The organism is Leisingera caerulea DSM 24564, assembly GCF_000473325.1.
Taxonomy (GTDB): domain Bacteria; phylum Pseudomonadota; class Alphaproteobacteria; order Rhodobacterales; family Rhodobacteraceae; genus Leisingera; species Leisingera caerulea.
In genome coordinates this window covers 2,893,411-2,908,948 of record NZ_KI421513.1, presented here as the reverse complement: position 1 = coordinate 2,908,948, position 15,538 = coordinate 2,893,411, and the positions used below count along the sequence as shown (strand labels likewise).

Below are 15,538 nucleotides of genomic sequence, written 5' to 3'. Positions count from 1 at the left end.
GTTTGCCAACGGTTTTCTGCGCAACCTGAAGCAGTCTGCGTGCGGAAATCCGCCGGTGCCTGCGGCATCCGGCGCATGTCCGCCGAAGCAGCCGCGCCCCGGTTGAACGGGCCATGCCGCTGACGCTACGCAAGAGGAAAAGAAGCCGCGGACCAAAACCGCATTCCCCGAGCAGGAGCATCGCGTGAGCGTGCCGCATCAAGACATATCCCCCCGTGGCGCGCCCCCCGCCGCCACCGTGAAGCCGTTTCAGATCCGCGGACGGTATTTCACCGCCGTTGCGCTGCGCCCGGAGAACGGGCCGCTGGACCAGGCGTTCTACGCGGCACTGGACGCGCAGCTGCGCTGGAACCCCCACTTCTTCGACGGCGCGCCGCTGATTCTGGATCTGGCGCAGGCGCCCGGCCTGTCCCGCCCGGCCGAACTGCGGGCGCTGACGGACTGCTTGCGCAGCCGCGGGCTGGCAGTGTTCGGGGTGCAGAATGCCACGCCGGAACAGATCTCCGCGGCTGAGGACGCCGGGCTGATCACCATCGCCAGCGGCAAGGATGCGCCGCTCAACATGGAAGGCAGCACCAGGCCCGGCCCGCGCCGCGAAATCCCCAAAAAACTCAGGCCGCCGGAAAACCGGCTGATCACCCAGCCGGTGCGCTCCGGCCAGACGGTGGTGGCCGAAGGCGGCGATCTGGTGGTGGTCGGGCCGGTGAGCTCGGGCGCCGAGCTGATCGCGCGCGGCAGCATTCATGTTTATGGCCGCCTGCGCGGCCGCGCCATGGCCGGCGCCGAGGGCGACGAGACCGCCCGGATCTTTTGCAACAGCCTGGACGCGGAGCTTTTGGCGGTCGCCGGGCTGTACCGGACAAACGAGAATTTGGAGCCGGAGCTGCTGAACCGCCCGGTGCAGGTGTTCCTGCAGGACGAGCGGCTGTGTGTGGAAGCCTTGGGATGAAGGCTGTTAAGAGGGCTGGAATGAGAGAGGCAGGACGAATGAGCAAGGACCTGAAACTGGAAGAACCGCTGGGCCGGGTGATCGTTGTCACCTCGGGCAAGGGCGGTGTCGGTAAGACCACAACCTCGGCGGCAGTAGGCGCCGAGCTGGCGCGGCGCGGCCACAAGACGGTGGTGATCGACTTCGACGTCGGATTGCGCAACCTGGACATGATCATGGGCTGCGAGCGCCGGGTGGTGTTCGACTTTATCAACGTGATCCAGGGCGACGCCAAGCTGAAGCAGGCGCTGATCCGCGACCGGCGGCTGGAAAACCTGTCGGTGCTGCCGACCTCGCAGACCCGCGACAAGGACGCGCTGACCAAAGAGGGTGTTGAACGGGTTCTGGAAGAGCTGCGCCAGGAGTTCGATTATATCATCTGCGACAGCCCGGCAGGGATCGAGCGCGGCGCCCAGATGGCGATGCATTTTGCCGATGAGGCGATTGTGGTCACCAACCCCGAAGTGTCGTCTGTCCGGGACAGTGACCGGGTTCTGGGGCTGCTGAACAGCATCACTGAACGCGCCAGCAAGAGCGGCGCAGAGCCGGTGAAGGCGCAGGTGCTGATCACCCGCCACGACAAATCCCGCATCGACAGCGGCGAGATGATGACGGTGGAGGATGTGCTGGAGGTTCTGGCGGTGCCGCTCCTGGGCATCATCCCCGAAAGCCCGGCGGTGCTGCGCGCCTCCAACCTGGGCGTGCCGGTGGTGCTGGACGACCCGTCGGCGGCGGCTGCGGCCTATGAGGACGCGGTGGGCCGGCTGATCGGCGAGCAGATCGAGATGCGGATTGCCGCAGATCCCCGCCGCGGCCTGCTGCAGCGGCTGTTCCGCCGGGCGGTGTAAGCAATGTTCGGATTTTCCCTCCGCCCCCGCAAAGCCTCTGCCAATACTGCCAAGGAACGGCTGCAGATCCTGCTGGCGCATGAGCGCAGCGGCAGCGGCGGCGCCCGCCCCGACTGCCTGCCGCAGCTGCAGCGCGAGATCCTGGAAGTGATCCGCCGCCACATGCAGATCGGCGACGAGGCGATCGACATCCGGATGGAGCGCGGCGATGAGCTGTCCAGCCTCGAAATCAACATCGAATTCCCGGGAAAACTGGGTGTGAACTAGGGCCGGGGCCCTGGGGGCTGCCTAGCGGCGGCCTCTGAATTCAGACTGCGGGGCTGCCAAACGGCGGCCCCGGAAATTTTAAGAAAATCCGGCGCAGAGACCCCACCCTTATCCTGCGCCGGGTAAGGGCAGGTTAATCCTGCCCGTGCTGTCATGGGCCTTTCGCAATTGCCCTGCCGAAGGCCCATGACATATATCTTCTCCCCCTCCAGTCCCGGCCAGTCCGGCAGAGCCGCACCGCAGGGCACCCTGCGGCTGGGGGAGCTGCTGGGAGCGCTCAGCCATGCCCTCGATCTGACCGAAGGCCAGCCTGAGGGCCATTGCGTCCGCTGCTGCTGGATCGGCATGCAGGCCGCGCGGGAGCTGGAGCTGCCGCCGCAGGCGCGCTCCGACCTTTATTTCACACTGCTGCTGAAGGATCTCGGGTGCAGCTCCAACGCGGCCCGCATCTGCCAGCTGTACCTGACCGATGATCTGTCCTTCAAACAGAACTTCAAGACGGTGAGCGGCGCACGCCAGGGCATCGAGTTTTTGCTGCGCAACACCGCGCTGGGGTCCAGCCCGCTGCAAAAGCTGAAAACGCTGGGCCATGTGATTGCCCGGAACGGCCAGCTGGCGGGCGAGCTGATCCAGACCCGCTGCAACCGCGGCGCCAGTATCGCCCGGCAGATGCGCTTCTCCGAGGATGTGGCGGAGGGCATCGCCAGTCTGGATGAGCACTGGGACGGCGGCGGCCAGCCGCAGGGCCTGAAAGGCGCAGCAATCCCGCTGTTTGCGCGCATCGCGCTGATGGCGCAGGTGGCAGACGTCTTTACCGCCAGTGCAGGGGCGGAGGCCGCAGCGGCGGAGCTGGAAGCCCGCGCAGGCAGCTGGTTCGACCCGGATCTTGTACCGGTCTTCACCGAAGTGATCCGCCGTCCCGGCTTCCTGGCTGATCTGCAGGACTCGGGGCTGGAGGCAGAGGTCTTTGCCACCCCGCAGGCGCAGCATATCCACGCCGTGAATGAAGACTACCTGGATGAGATCGCCCGGGCGTTTTCGCTGGTTATTGACGCCAAGAGCCCCTTTACCCACGGCCACTCGCAGCGGGTTGCGCGTTACACCGGGCTGATCTGCGACCAGCTGGGGTACTCTCCCGAGCGGCGCCGCTGGATGGTGCGCGGCGCGCTGTTGCATGACATCGGCAAACTTGGGATCTCCAACACCATCTTGGACAAGCCCGGCAAGCTGACCGATGAGGAGTTTGCCCTGATGAAGCGCCACCCGGTGCTGGGCCATGAGGTGCTGAGCCGGATTGCCGCCTTCCGCGAGCTTGCGGATGTGAGCGCTGCGCATCACGAACGGCTTGACGGCAAGGGCTACCCCTACGGGCTGGACGCCAGCCAGCTGTCGCAGGAAATGAGGGTGATGGCGGTGGCCGATATCTTTGACGCGCTGACCGCCGAGCGTCCCTACCGCGCAGCGCTGCCGCTGGAGAAGACCTATGCCATCATGGATGAACTGGCCGGTCCCGGCATTGATCCCGAGTGTTATGCCGCGCTGCAGGATGCGGTGACGGCCAGCGGCTGGCCCGCGGCCACCGATGCGCCCCTGACCGGCGGGGATTGGGAACTGCCCGCGGCAGAACAGAGCGCCTAACTGGCGAGGTTGCGGTTCTTCTGCGCATAAAGCGCCAGCGCCGTCACCTGCCCCGCCACGATGGCCGAGAACATCAGCAGGGCCGACAGGCCGATGCTGGCGTCCGCCATCAGGGTTTCATTGAACAGCGACTGCGTCGCGCTCATCAGCACCCGGCTGCCGGGGACCAGAATCAGGATGCCCTGCACGATGTAGATCGCACCGGTCAGGTTCAGCGTTTTGGCAAGCCAGGTGCCGTACAGCGTGATGCACATGGCGGTGACCCAGGTGCCGACGATCCAGCCGCCGCCGAAGCCGAGGTAGAGCGGCCCCCACATGCCCAGCACCGTAACCGGCAGTGCCCGCACGATATCCACCAGCCGGGCATTGAAGATCACCCCGATCGAGAACGACAGCGCGGGCAGCGCCAGATAGGGCATCCACCACAAAACTTCGTTCACATTCTCCACATGCGGCGTTGCCCCCCACAGTGCCGCGCCGATGCTGACGCCGATGTAGATGCCGATGAAAAGTTTCATCAGCACGAAGATCGACTGGGCAAACAGGCTGGAGCCGGAGATCACGTCGTTGAAGGCCAGGCATTCCAGGGAGTTGGCAATCGACAGCCCCGGCACGAACAGCACGATGGCGGCGATGCAGGTGCCCCAGACCGGAACCTCCACCCCCATGCTGCTGACCAGCGACACCGCCAGCCCCGCTACCAGCGCCGACAGAAATTCGACCAGGATCACCCGGTCGCCGCGGCAGAACAGCTGGCAGAGCCAGACCAGAAAACCCAGCACCGCCGACAGCGCAATGGTGGTGAGCGCGCTGCCGATCAGGGTCAGGAAGGCAGGCGGAATGGCAATATTGGCCAGCATGATCAGCCAGGCAGGATAGCGGCCCGGCTCCTCGATCCCCGGGTCCTCCACCGCGTTGATGCGGATGATGGTGCGCGCCAGCAGGCTGAGGTTGATCTGGGCGGGTTCCAGGCGGCGGATGATGAACTGGTTGTCCTCATCCGGGAACTGGCAGGAGATAGAGGTGGGAGTGGCCTGCACGATCACATTGATGCCCTGCTTTCTGGCATAGAACTGCAGGTACTTCTCGATCTTGTAGGGCGCGCAGCCGCTGCGGTGCAGGGTCTCGCCTGTGTCTGCGATGTTGCGGAGCTGAGACAGGGGTGCCATGTACCGGATGCCGTTGTTCTGGAGTGTGTTGGGGTTCAGCCCCCTTAATGGATGCGGCAAGCGGCGGCGAGTGCGGATTTTGCATGGCGGCCTGCGCTGGATGCAAGGCTTCCGGGCCGCTGCCTCTTGCTGGCGGCGCGGTTTCGGCCCATATCTGGAGCATGCTGCGCCTCATGCCAATTCTGCTGGCCGTGCTTTATGGCCTTGTGATGTACCGGATTTCCGTCTGGCGCACCAGCCGCGAGCTGGACCAGCGCTCAACCGAGCTGGCGGACCCGCGGCTGAAGCGGCTGACCGACCGGCTGGCAGCGGCGCTGAACATCGCCCGCATCCCGGTGCATATCTATGAAGTCGACCCGGTGAACGGGCTGGCGGCGCCGGACGGGCGGATTTTCATCACCCGCGGCTTTTACCGCAAATACCAGAACGGCGAGGTGAGCGCAGAGGAGCTGGCCAGCGTGATCGCGCATGAGCTGGGCCATGTCGCGCTGGGGCATGCGCGTAAGCGGATCATCGACTTTTCCGGCCAGAATGCGCTGCGCACGGCGCTGATGCTGATCCTGGGACGTTACATCCCCTTTATCGGCCCCTGGATTGCCGGGGCGCTGACCTCGCTGCTGGCGGCGCGGCTGTCGCGCGGGGATGAATATGAGGCGGACGAATATGCCGCAGCGCTGCTGACCAAGGCGGGGATCGGGCTGGCCCCGCAGAAAAGCCTGTTTGCCAAGCTGGAAGAGCTGACCCAGGCGCGGGCCGGCATGGCGCCTGCCTGGCTGATGAGCCACCCCAAGACAGATGAGCGTATCGCCGCGCTGGAGCGGCTGGAAGCGAAATGGTCCAGGGGCTGAGCCTGCGGCAAGGGCGGGATTGAGGGGCCGTCCCCTCAAACTCCCCGGAGGATTTTCACAAAGAAGACGAGAGGGCCTTGGCCAGCCGCGGCAGGCGGGCTTTCTTGAGCAGCGGGCGGATTTGCCAGGCGCCACCGGAGAGGCGGTTGGCCTCGGCCAGCACCTGCGCGCCGAGCGCCTCCATGCCGCTGCTGTCCTGAAGCCAGAAGCGGTAGAGGAGTTCATCCGGGCCAAGGCGCTCCAGCCCTTCCTCCGCCAGGGTGTGGCGGGGGAAGTCCTTGTTGTTGACCGTCACGATGGCGTCGGCATGGCCTGCGATGGCGGCGGCAAGCACATGGGTGTCACCGCTGTCGGGCAGCCAGAGGCGCGCCTCAATCCCCGGTGCGGGGGCGACTTCGGCCTTGGGCCAATTGGCGCGGGCCAGGGCAATCTCTGCCGATGCCTGCGCCGCGCCTTCGGGGCCGAGTTTCAGCGCCGCGCGCTCCCACTCACCCAGGATCCGGGCGGACCACAGCGGGGTGAAATGGCCCAGGCGCGCCGCGCCCAGGAGCATCTCCCGCATCACCGTCGGGTAGAGCACGCAAGTGTCGAGGAGCAGCTTCACCTGCGTCAGTCCAGCCGGAAGAACACGGCCTTCAGATAGCCGCTTTCGGCCAGCTGCGGCAGCTGCGGGTGGTCGGGGCCTGCATAACCGGTGTGGATGAGCGCGCCGCAGCGGCCCGCTTTGCCGATGCCGCGGGCCGAGGCGTTGCGGAACCGGGACAGATCAGCGGCGTGCGAGCAGGAGCACAGGCCGAGGTAGCCGCCCGGCTTTACCAGCGGCGCGGCCAGCTTGGCCACGCGCTCATAAGCGCGCAAGCCCGCTTCCAGCGCCTGCTTCGAGGGCGCAAAGGCGGGCGGGTCGCAGATCACCACATCAAAGGTCTCGCCCTCCTGCCCCAGGGCCGCCAGCACGTCGAACGCATCGCCCTGGCGGGCGGTGAGCTTGTCTTTGAAGCCTCCGGCCTCAGCGCCCTGGACGGCCAGTTCCAGCGCGGCGGCAGAGCCGTCGACGCAGGTGGCCTGCCCTGCTCCGCCCGCCAGCATCGCCAGGCCGAAGCCGCCGACGTGGGAGAACACATCCAGCACCTTGGCGCCCGGCGCGGTCAGGCGCGCGGCAAAGGCGTGGTTTTCGCGCTGATCGAAGAACAGGCCGGTCTTCTGGCCGCCGGTAAGGTCGGCCATATAGGTGGCGCCGTTCATCATGACTGGCACCGGCGCGGCGGGCGCCTCGCCCAGCAGGGTCTGGTTCACGTCATCGAGGCCTTCCAGCCCGCGGGTGCGGCCTGTCGCGTTTTTCAGGATAACTTCAGCGCCGGTCACGTCTGCCAGGGCGGCGGCGAGCATGTCCAGATGCGCCTCGGCCCAGGCGGCGTTGGGCTGCACCACGCAAGTGCCGCCGAAGCGGTCTATCACAACGCCGGGGAGGCCATCGGATTCGGCATGGACCAGCCGGTAGAACGGCGCATCATACAGCCGTTCGCGCATCTCAAGCGCGCGGGTCAGGCGTGCGGCGAACCAGGCCTGATCAATCTGCGCCTCCGGGTCACGGTCCAGCATCCGGGCAATGATCTTGCTTTCGGGATTGACCGAAACCAGCCCCAGCGGGCGCTGCGCCTCGTCTTCCAGCACCGCCAGGGTGCCGGGCGCCAGATTGCGGGTGCGCCGGTCGGTGACCAGCTCGTTGGCATAAACCCAAGGAAACCCGTGCCGGATGGCGCGGGCGTTGGACTTGGGCTTCATTTTCACGCGGGGGCGCTGCGGCGCATCAGGGGAGGCTGTCATGCCCCCCTCATATCCGTAAGCCCCAAACAGGGAAAGAGGCCGTTTCGCCCCCGGCCGCAGAACCGGCGCGGCGGCCTGCGCCCCTGCGCGTCCGGGCCTGTCACCGCTCGCGCGAGCGCCAGCCGCCGCGGCGGCGCGGTTTTTCCGAGCCTGCCAGACCGTCGCGCAGCACCGCCGTCATCGGGTGGTCCGGCTGGTCGGTGCCGTAAAGCTCCAACAGCGCCTGAATGTCGGCGCGGCTGTCACGTGCAGCATCCATGCCCAGCGCCCAGTCAAAGAAGATGCTGCGGCATTGCGCGCCGGTGATGCCGTCGATCCGGTAGGATTCGTAGATCAGACCGCGCGGGTCGTGTTCACTGCTGCCCTTCATCCGCCCCTTCTCCTTGCAAGGCTTCCGCTATGATCGCAGCGCAGCCTGTGTAGCGGGACTGCAGCTCCTGCTCCAGAGCATCCAGCCGGGCATAGCCGGTGGTGCGGCAGAGGAACTGCGCCCCGCCCTCGCCGATGGCATCAGCCTCGATGGCCTTGCCGGAGAGCAGCCGCGCTGCGCATTGCACGGACCAGAATAGCCGGTAACTGGCGCCGAGGTATTCTGCATCCGCGTCACTCAGCCATCCGGCAGCGACAGCCCCGGCCAGGCCTGCGGGCACATCGCGCGCGCCGGAGCCGGAGGTCAGCGCCCCCGCTTGCGAGATCAGCTCCACATCCATCATCCGCCCGGGCCCGTTCTTGGCGTCCCAGACACCCGCCGGAGCCTTGGCGGCGGCCAGCCTTTCGCGCATCTTCGCCACCTCGTGCTGCACCTCGCCGCGCGGCCGCGGCTGCGCCAGGAAGCCCGCGCGGAAATCCTCAATTTCCGCGGCCAGGCTGTCCTCCCCTGCAACCACCCGGGCGCGGGTCAGCGCCAGATGCTCCCAGACCCAGGCCTCGTTCTGCTGGTAGAGGGTGAAACCCGCCAGGCTGACCGCCACCGGACCCTGGGTGCCGGAGGGGCGCAGCCGCATGTCGACCTCGTAGAGGCGGCCCTGCGACATTGGCGCCGACAGCGCGGTGACAAAAGCCTGGGTAAGACGGGCGTAATAGGGGCGCGTGGCCAGCGGGCGTTTGCCCTCTGACATCTCTGCCGTGCCGGGGTCGTAGATCACGATGATGTCGAGATCGGATTGCGCGTTGATCTGCCCGGCCCCGAGCGAGCCCATCGCCAGCACCGCCGCGCCGCGGCCCGGTGCGGGGCCGTGTTTACGGGCGAAGTGATCCACCACTTCCGGGGTGATCCCGGCGATCACCACCTCTGCCAGTTCGGCGTATTGCGCCCCGGCCTGGTGGCCGTCGATCAGCCCGCGCAGGTGATGCACCCCGATACGGAAGTGCCATTCCTTGCACCAGCGGCGGGTGGCGTCGAGGCGGGATTCATAATCGCTTTCCAGGGCCAGGCGGCGGGCCAGTTCACCCCGCAGTTCGGCCGCGCCCGGCCAGGGATCAAAGAAGGATCCGCCAATCACCGCATCAAACACGGCGGAGTTGCGGGACAGGAAGCTGGCTAGCTCGCTGGAGGTGCCGGCGATATCGATCAGCAGGTCGATGAGCTGCGGGTTGGCGCCGAACAGCGAGAACAGCTGCACCCCGGCAGGCAGCCCGGCCAGGAAGCCGTCAAGCGCCAGCAGCGTCTCTGCCGGTTTGGCGGTCTTGGCAACCCGGGCCAGCAGTTCCGGTTTCAGCCGTTCGAAGATCTGCGCACCGCGGGCTGAGCGCAGCGCCGGGTAGGTCGGCCAGCGGGCGATGACGGCGCCGTCGAGTTCCGCCGTTTCCGCAGGAAGCGCAGCAGGCGGCGGCACGGCGCCTGCGGAAAAGAACCCTTCGGTCAGCGCATGCACGTCTTCCAGGCGTTCCTTGATTTCCGCCATCAGCGGTTCCGGGTCGCGGTCCATCAGGCAGGCGATACGGGCGATGCCGTCATCGGATTTCGGCATCCGGTGGGTCTGGGCGTCATGCACCATCTGGATGCGGTGCTCGACCTCCCGGTGGGCCCGGTAATGCGCCGCCAGCTGCTCTGCCGCGTCCTGCGGCACCCATCCTTTGCCCGCCAGCGCCGCCAGCCCCTCGACGGTGCCGCGCAGGCGCAGGGATTCATCGCGCCCGCCCGCGATCAGCTGCCGGGTCTGGGTAAAGAACTCGATTTCGCGGATGCCGCCGCGGCCCAGTTTCATGTCGTGCCCCGGCACGCTCAGCGCACCGCCGGTGCCCTTGCTTTCCCGGATGCGCAGGCGGATGTCATGGGCGTCCTGGATGGCGGCAAAATCCAGATGGCGCCGCCAGACAAAGGGGCGCAGGGTCTTGAGAAACCGCTGGCCCGCGGCGATGTCGCCGGCGCAGGGGCGGGCCTTGATATAGGCGGCGCGTTCCCAGGTGCGGCCCAGGCTCTCATAGTACCGCTCCGCCGCCTCCATCGCCAGGCAGACGGGCGTGACCGCTGGATCGGGGCGCAGCCGCAGGTCGGTGCGGAACACGTAACCGTCACCGGTGCGGTCGCTGAGGGCTGCGCACATGTTCTTGGTCGCGCGCACCATGCCCTGGCGCGCCTCATAAAAGTCATCCGGATCGAACCGGGTTTCGTCGAACAGGCAGATGAGGTCGATGTCGGAGCTGTAGTTCAGCTCATGCGCGCCCATCTTGCCCATCGCCAGGATGGTGAGGCCGCCAGCGGTTTCCACGTCGTCCTCTGTCAGGCCCGGCAGTTTCTTGCGGCGGATCAGGTTGGCGATTTCCGCCTTGATGGCGACATCCGCGCTCAGCCCGCCGAATTCGGTCAGCGCGCCGGTCACCTGCTCCAGGCTCCAGCCGCCGCTGAGGTCGCACAGCGCGGTCAGCAGCGCCAGCCGCCGCTTGGCCTGGCGCAGGCCGGGCTTGAGCTGCGCGCCCTCCAGCGTCCGGCAATCCGCCAGAATGGTTTCCAGCGCCGCGCCGGGATCCTGCAGCGCCTCCGGCAGCCACCCGGCCTCCCGTCCGGTGAGTTCCGAGAGATAGGGGCTGGAGCCGCAGGCCCCGGCCACCAGATCGGCCAGTTCGCCGGACAGCGCCGGCACCAGCGCGCGCGCTTCGGCGCCAAGCTCAGGGTCAAAGGGGCGGGGAATGCGGGTGATCTGCAGGGCGGTCGTCATGCCCCTGACACTGTTCCCGCGGCACCGCCGCGTCAATGGCCGAAATGCCGCGCGGCAGGGCCCCGGCCCAGGTGCCGCCGCGCACCTTCGGGATTTCCCTCCTCCCGCTCCAGCCTGTGATCGGTGCCGGTGCGGGAGCCCCAGCCAGGGTGTCCGCCGGCAGTTTGCCCGCTGCGGGCAGGCGGATTGCGCTGTTAGGAGACACTTGATATTGCAGTAACCGGATGAGGCAGGATGAAGCCGAATGAAGCCGGATGGCGGCATATAAAAAAGGGCTTTCAGGAAGGTTTGCGGCTGAGGGCAGGCCCGGAGCGTTTGTCCTTCAATACTCGGCAAAATGGCCGACATGGCGCCTGAAGGCAATTCTGGGACACTTACCGTTGCAAACTCGCAAACACCCCTGAAAGGCCCGTAAAACAGGGTTTTAACGCGAAAGCGGCGGCAGGAAGTCTGCTAAAATCGCGGTCCCGAACTTTGAACTGGCTCCAAAAACCCGCGGGCAATTCCTAGTATTGGATTACTCTTTAGATAACATGACCTTAAGCAAAATTTGCGGGCAACCTCGGCTTCCGGAACTTGGAACTGTTTTTCCGCTTGGAGAGTCCTACTCAAGGCTGCCGGATAACAGCTTGACAGTTGTACCTTGGGGTCAGAGGTTTGCCAAAAGTTGAACCCGTCGAACCACAAACAGGTAGCCCTTGATGCTAACACGTTTTCTTTTTGTATTAGGGCTTCAGATCACGGCAATCTGCGGCCCAGCCTGGCCCCAGTCATCGTTACCGCAGAATTCCACAGGAACACCCGACGCTCAATATATAGATACGACAGATCATGTTGCATCTCCTAAAACATTTGATCCCACCTACTCGCTTCGCCTTATTGAGCAGGCTATCCGTGACCTGGCAAGAGAAAATAATCAAACTGAGATTGATCTTGTGCCAGCTCTCAACCTTATCGAAGATGCGATCCGGGATCTTGTACCAGTCAAAGACCAAGTTGATGAAGCCCTCCGGATTGAACACGCAACTCGTGATCTGAACGCCCAGGAGAAAATGGCGAAATGGGCCGAGTTGATGTATTATGCCACAGGGGCAACAGTCGTCTTAACTGCTCTTGCGCTACTCACCATCGCGATAACTTTGCACTACACTCGCAAAGCCGCGAACGCTTCGGTCGATATGGTAGAAGAAGCCGCGACTGCAACTCGAGCTGCGGAGGAAACGCTTCGGATCACTCATACCATTGGTCGAGAGCAGATTGAGTCAGCTAACGAAGCCAATCAGCTTGCTCGGAATTCTATACGTGAGCAAAGCAGGCCTTTTTTGTATGTCGAGCCGAACGCAAGCAATTTTGCTGATTGGCTTACAGGTGACCGCCCCCTCTCTTGGCCTGTCACAATTAAAAACCTTGGTCACTCCGCAGCGGTCATAACCAAGGTATTGATACGCGCTACGATATCCGAAGAGTTGGATTCAAACCAAAATTGGAGCGGGGAGCAAGCTGCGAAACTGAATGGCATGGCCCCCGGTGTGCCTGAAGATCTATTGTTATTGCCTAGACAGCATTTTCAGCCCAGCACGGGAAGTGTCCTAATGAGACTGCGCGAACCTGAATACGCTCAAGTCAACTCCAATCAAGCCTTTGTGTTTCTAAAAATCCGTGTGGAATACAGTGATATGTACGGCGAACCGCACGAAACCGTTGCAACATTCCAGCACGGTTTCCACAACTACCGTGTGACCACCGTCGGAGGTAAGAAGCACAACTATCGAACATAGCCCTAGCCACCGATACAGATTGTAATTGAGTAGGCTTATTTTGGCGCGAGGGAGGCTAGGCTCCCGATAAGCGCAGTTATGTTCAATATTGACGGCCATGTTTCACTACGCGGCCCCTTCCAGCTCACATTCCAATGCCGGAGCCAAACAAGGAAGGCAATGACGGACAACGAGGCTATTGTTCACGCTGGGGTCGCAACCCATGCGGAAAGCCCGATACTCTCTTCCGTCATCACTGCAGACGTAGCGGGTGGGCTCCCTGCGCACCTTATAGCCGAAGCGTATTAGTAGGGGCCCAAGCCCAGGGAGCGAAAGCGACATCAGTTCGGAAGCGCCCATCTCATAAGCAGCAGCTCCCTATGCAGACTTTTCACCGCGTGGGCAGAACTACCGCTCATCTAGTCAACGCCGCTCTATCAACTCGGCGGATCGCGGGTCTCCTTCCCAAAATAGAACCCAACGACTGAGCCAAAAATGCCGATTACTGCGGGTAACAAAGACGTCGCCAAAAAATTGGCCGCCTCGCGAGGTGATGTACCATCGGGATCGTTCAGGTTCGGCGCGACAAACAGTGACGCAGAAACCAAGAGGCCGATCAACAAAATGACGCCCACCAAGAGCCAGTAAATTCTGTTCGCAAGACTGACTCGTGCGTCATGGGCGGCCTGCTGAGGATCAAAGGCCTTTTCGTCCGGTACATTCGGAAATTTAACTAAATCTTTTTCGCCAGCATCAACTGGGTCATTAACAATGTTTTCGGGAGGCCCCTCTCTAGGTCCAGGAGGATTGACGCCTGACTCACTCATCTTCTAGCCGTCTGCCAATGGCTGAACACGAGCTCCCGCACGTTCTTACGGTTTTGATCGGCGACTAGTACATGCTCGAACTTTTTGAAGGCCTCGACCATGCGCCGCTCAGTTCCCAGGGCTATCCTAACCGCTTCTGCGTCCGACGTGAGATCGTAGGCTTCTTTGATCTCACGAAGCGCTTCCTGAGCACCCCGCGACAACCTGAGGGAAATGCGATCACGCGAAGCCTCCTCCGGAGTGTCTTGTCTATCCGAACTCATGATCATCTCCTTTTCCGCTTCCCGCTGGAGGTCAGCCAATTTGTCAGACAAAATAAGTATATATGTATGACACTGCGCGCAAACAACCACATTGCCAAGAAAAATCGAATGCTCACCTCGGTTATTATTAATAAAGTTGCTTTTACGCCGCTTAGAGCGCATTATTCTGACGGGGTTGTTATGAGGACTTTATTGTGTCTGAGAAGGAGAATTGCTCCGAGGCTGCAGGGCGGATCAATCTTTCCCTTCCGGTAGCGCTCGCATCTGCTCTGGTTGCGTTTGGCGACCAAGATCGCCTTGATGAGGCGGTGCGGTCCCTACTTGAGGGACCGGCACATAAGGTGCCGCCTGATAAAGTTGGAGACCCGATTGTGCCAGACGAGGAGCCGATTACAATTGACGTTCCTCCCGAGCCGCCGAAAGAACCCGTTCGAGAGCTGACCATCGAGATTGATGAACTGACGCTGCGTTGGTTGAGAGAGCAAGCGCGCCAGCGAGGCGTCCCCGTCGAAGCATTCGTGATGCATGTTCTTGAAGATGCGGTCGGTTCTGCTCGGGTGACAAATTAAGTGCCTAGCTTTCGCGAAAGTCGGTGTTGTAATCAACCTTATGTTCATTGAAGGGCGAGGGCGGCTGCTCCGGTGTCTTGGGCATGTGTCGGACGCTTCTCAAAGTCCCAACGGAGAACGCAAATGCGCCCATCTCTCTGATCGGTTACCGGACCGAACCGTACCACTTCGAACCCTGCTCTGCGGAACACTCTGATAAATACTGGGTTCATCAGACCCAACATTGTGTCACCGCCCTTCGAAAGCACATGCTCCCGAGCAGCTGAAACTAAAGCAATCAACACGGCATTTCTCTCTGCTCGGTCAACCGAGGAGGAAATCGCCAGCCGCGACGCCTCCCAAACGTTGCTAGAAGCGAGCTCTTTATACATGATGTTTGCAGGTAGGTTGGGAATGTTGCCCCTGTGCGCATCCAGTATCATGTAGGTAGTACCGCTGTGCTCGCTGTCTGTACGAAGCAGGCGAATGCACCCAACTAGCTTCCCGTCGGCAACTGCTGCAATATGAATCGACGCAGGAATGTCATACTGATCAAACTCGCAGCCGAAGCTTTCGTGCAGGTTCCAGCCCATTGACGAAATGAACACGTCTCTGCGCAAACGAAGACAAGCGGTATATAGATCCGCTCTGCTTTTTGGGTTGGTAAGGTCGACGAGATGTGTGGAAATCATCCGAAGTATCCATATTACATAACGGATTATGATTTTACCCGAAATGAGATACTATATCAAAGGTATGATACCGCTCCACTTTCTAAGTGAGTAGAGGGAAAGAGCGGCCCTGAAGTGAGCCACCCCCAGCTTTCCGCATACTGCCTTCTTGCGCTGTGCGATGGCAGATACAGTAACACCGAGTTCACAAGCGATCTGCTTGTCCAGCAACCCTTCTTCGCACATCTCCAAAAAGTCGATTTGAGCATCAGTCAGTTCATCTACCCTCTTTAGTAGAGCAGTCTGGTGTGCTGTGTGGCAATACCCGTGCAGTTCTTGTGCAGAATGATTGTTCAGGTCATGGTTAACCCCGCCAAACACCATCTTGCTGCCTCCTATTACTGAGATGGAAATGAAGTTGCTGTCCGCACCAAAACACCGAGCTTCCTCATAAAGTGGTGAAGCCATTTCATCTGCCGCCAGCAAGCGGACCGAAGACCTCCCCCGGCACTGCCTGGTAAAATGGAAAACTGGGTCAACCGTATGGAATTTTAAGTCAAAGTACCGCTTGTGCCACTCTTCCCCGAAGTTGGTTTCAGCTGAACTCGGCACCTCACCAGGAGCCAAGATGACATACCCGTACCCGGAAAATCTCTCTTGCATAAATTGCATCACTGTGAAAACAATCTCCATAAATGAGCATTTTCATAATCTAGCGTGATTTTTCATAAC

16 protein-coding genes are annotated in these 15,538 nt (G+C 62.4%); 7 read left to right on the top strand and 9 right to left on the bottom strand.

Going from position 1 to position 15,538, the window contains the following annotated elements:
* The first annotated feature begins 184 nt into the window (after positions 1–184).
* The 4 genes from minC to CAER_RS0121375 all read left to right on the top strand — a co-directional run bounded on the left by minC (position 185) and on the right by CAER_RS0121375 (position 3,741).
* On the top strand, positions 185–949 hold the full coding sequence (gene minC, locus CAER_RS0121390) for a septum site-determining protein MinC (RefSeq protein ID WP_051357831.1): 765 nt from the start codon (positions 185–187) through the stop codon (positions 947–949).
* Between the two features lie 38 nt (positions 950–987).
* Positions 988–1,836, top strand: coding sequence for a septum site-determining protein MinD (minD, locus tag CAER_RS0121385; protein WP_036797507.1), 849 nt, complete (start codon positions 988–990; stop codon positions 1,834–1,836).
* Positions 1,837–1,839: 3 nt separating this feature from the next.
* Positions 1,840–2,103, top strand: coding sequence for a cell division topological specificity factor MinE (gene minE / locus CAER_RS0121380; protein ID WP_027237284.1), 264 nt, complete (start codon positions 1,840–1,842; stop codon positions 2,101–2,103).
* A gap of 186 nt (positions 2,104–2,289) precedes the next feature.
* Positions 2,290–3,741 carry an HD-GYP domain-containing protein gene (locus CAER_RS0121375; protein WP_027237283.1) on the top strand — a complete coding sequence of 484 codons (1,452 nt, stop codon included), beginning with the start codon at positions 2,290–2,292 and terminating at the stop codon, positions 3,739–3,741.
* Here the strand turns inward: CAER_RS0121375 and CAER_RS0121370 are convergent.
* Complete coding sequence (locus CAER_RS0121370) at positions 3,738–4,910, bottom strand: threonine/serine exporter family protein (RefSeq protein ID WP_027237282.1); 1,173 nt, start codon at positions 4,908–4,910, stop codon at positions 3,738–3,740. The genes CAER_RS0121375 and CAER_RS0121370 overlap by 4 nt on opposite strands.
* Positions 4,911–5,071: 161 nt before the next feature.
* Here CAER_RS0121370 and CAER_RS0121365 point away from each other — a divergent pair, with 161 nt between their 5' ends.
* Positions 5,072–5,758 carry a M48 family metallopeptidase gene (locus CAER_RS0121365; protein ID WP_027237281.1) on the top strand — a complete coding sequence of 229 codons (687 nt, stop codon included), beginning with the start codon at positions 5,072–5,074 and terminating at the stop codon, positions 5,756–5,758.
* Between the two features lie 55 nt (positions 5,759–5,813).
* Here CAER_RS0121365 and CAER_RS0121360 read toward each other — a convergent pair whose 3' ends face one another.
* From CAER_RS0121360 to CAER_RS0121345, 4 genes are all read right to left on the bottom strand, one after another.
* Positions 5,814–6,362: an RSP_2648 family PIN domain-containing protein gene (locus tag CAER_RS0121360; RefSeq protein ID WP_027237280.1), complete on the bottom strand. Its 549-nt coding sequence runs from the start codon at positions 6,360–6,362 to the stop codon at positions 5,814–5,816.
* A 5-nt stretch (positions 6,363–6,367) separates the two neighbouring features.
* On the bottom strand, positions 6,368–7,582 hold the full coding sequence (locus CAER_RS0121355) for an RSP_2647 family RNA methyltransferase (protein ID WP_027237279.1): 1,215 nt from the start codon (positions 7,580–7,582) through the stop codon (positions 6,368–6,370).
* Between the two features lie 100 nt (positions 7,583–7,682).
* Positions 7,683–7,952 carry a hypothetical protein gene (locus tag CAER_RS0121350; protein WP_027237278.1) on the bottom strand — a complete coding sequence of 90 codons (270 nt, stop codon included), beginning with the start codon at positions 7,950–7,952 and terminating at the stop codon, positions 7,683–7,685.
* Positions 7,936–10,740, bottom strand: coding sequence for a [protein-PII] uridylyltransferase family protein (locus CAER_RS0121345; RefSeq protein ID WP_027237277.1), 2,805 nt, complete (start codon positions 10,738–10,740; stop codon positions 7,936–7,938). The genes CAER_RS0121350 and CAER_RS0121345 overlap by 17 nt, the downstream gene beginning before the upstream one ends.
* A 701-nt stretch (positions 10,741–11,441) precedes the next feature.
* Here CAER_RS0121345 and CAER_RS0121335 point away from each other — a divergent pair.
* Positions 11,442–12,518 (top strand): hypothetical protein, encoded by a 1,077-nt coding sequence (locus tag CAER_RS0121335; protein ID WP_154667811.1) that lies wholly within the window; start codon positions 11,442–11,444, stop codon positions 12,516–12,518.
* Between the two features lie 416 nt (positions 12,519–12,934).
* Here the strand turns inward: CAER_RS0121335 and CAER_RS29835 are convergent, their stop codons facing one another.
* Positions 12,935–13,324 carry a hypothetical protein gene (locus CAER_RS29835; RefSeq protein ID WP_154667810.1) on the bottom strand — a complete coding sequence of 130 codons (390 nt, stop codon included), beginning with the start codon at positions 13,322–13,324 and terminating at the stop codon, positions 12,935–12,937.
* Positions 13,321–13,587, bottom strand: a complete 267-nt coding sequence (locus CAER_RS0121325) for a hypothetical protein (RefSeq protein WP_154667809.1) — start codon at positions 13,585–13,587, stop codon at positions 13,321–13,323. The genes CAER_RS29835 and CAER_RS0121325 overlap by 4 nt, the downstream gene beginning before the upstream one ends.
* Before the next feature lie 194 nt (positions 13,588–13,781).
* Here CAER_RS0121325 and CAER_RS29830 point away from each other — a divergent pair, with 194 nt between their 5' ends.
* A complete protein-coding gene (locus CAER_RS29830; RefSeq protein ID WP_154667808.1) occupies positions 13,782–14,156 on the top strand; it encodes a hypothetical protein in 375 nt (124 codons plus the stop codon).
* A gap of 44 nt (positions 14,157–14,200) precedes the next feature.
* On the opposite strand, the gene CAER_RS0121315 is transcribed toward CAER_RS29830, so the two are convergent.
* Both CAER_RS0121315 and CAER_RS0121310 read right to left on the bottom strand, forming a co-directional pair.
* Positions 14,201–14,827: an acyl-homoserine-lactone synthase gene (locus tag CAER_RS0121315; RefSeq protein WP_084299611.1), complete on the bottom strand. Its 627-nt coding sequence runs from the start codon at positions 14,825–14,827 to the stop codon at positions 14,201–14,203.
* Positions 14,828–14,878: 51 nt separating this feature from the next.
* The gene (locus CAER_RS0121310) at positions 14,879–15,499 is read right to left on the bottom strand and encodes an autoinducer binding domain-containing protein (protein WP_027237271.1); all 621 of its coding nucleotides are present in this window, start codon (positions 15,497–15,499) and stop codon (positions 14,879–14,881) included.
* Between the last annotated feature and the right edge of the window lie 39 nt (positions 15,500–15,538).

Excerpts from the sequence above, each read along its gene's own strand:
- minD (WP_036797507.1), top strand. The coding sequence starts at position 988 with ATGAGCAAGGACCTGAAACTGGAAGAACCGCTGGGCCGGGTGATCGTT.
- minE (WP_027237284.1), top strand. The coding sequence starts at position 1,840 with ATGTTCGGATTTTCCCTCCGCCCCCGCAAAGCCTCTGCCAATACTGCC.
- CAER_RS0121375 (WP_027237283.1), top strand. The coding sequence starts at position 2,290 with ATGACATATATCTTCTCCCCCTCCAGTCCCGGCCAGTCCGGCAGAGCC.
- CAER_RS0121370 (WP_027237282.1), bottom strand. The coding sequence starts at position 4,910 with ATGGCACCCCTGTCTCAGCTCCGCAACATCGCAGACACAGGCGAGACC.
- CAER_RS0121365 (WP_027237281.1), top strand. The coding sequence starts at position 5,072 with ATGCTGCGCCTCATGCCAATTCTGCTGGCCGTGCTTTATGGCCTTGTG.
- CAER_RS0121355 (WP_027237279.1), bottom strand. The coding sequence starts at position 7,582 with ATGACAGCCTCCCCTGATGCGCCGCAGCGCCCCCGCGTGAAAATGAAG.
- CAER_RS0121350 (WP_027237278.1), bottom strand. The coding sequence starts at position 7,952 with ATGAAGGGCAGCAGTGAACACGACCCGCGCGGTCTGATCTACGAATCC.
- CAER_RS0121345 (WP_027237277.1), bottom strand. The coding sequence starts at position 10,740 with ATGACGACCGCCCTGCAGATCACCCGCATTCCCCGCCCCTTTGACCCT.
- CAER_RS0121335 (WP_154667811.1), top strand. The coding sequence starts at position 11,442 with ATGCTAACACGTTTTCTTTTTGTATTAGGGCTTCAGATCACGGCAATC.
- CAER_RS29835 (WP_154667810.1), bottom strand. The coding sequence starts at position 13,324 with ATGAGTGAGTCAGGCGTCAATCCTCCTGGACCTAGAGAGGGGCCTCCC.
- CAER_RS0121325 (WP_154667809.1), bottom strand. The coding sequence starts at position 13,587 with ATGAGTTCGGATAGACAAGACACTCCGGAGGAGGCTTCGCGTGATCGC.
- CAER_RS0121315 (WP_084299611.1), bottom strand. The coding sequence starts at position 14,827 with ATGATTTCCACACATCTCGTCGACCTTACCAACCCAAAAAGCAGAGCG.
- CAER_RS0121310 (WP_027237271.1), bottom strand. The coding sequence starts at position 15,499 with ATGGAGATTGTTTTCACAGTGATGCAATTTATGCAAGAGAGATTTTCC.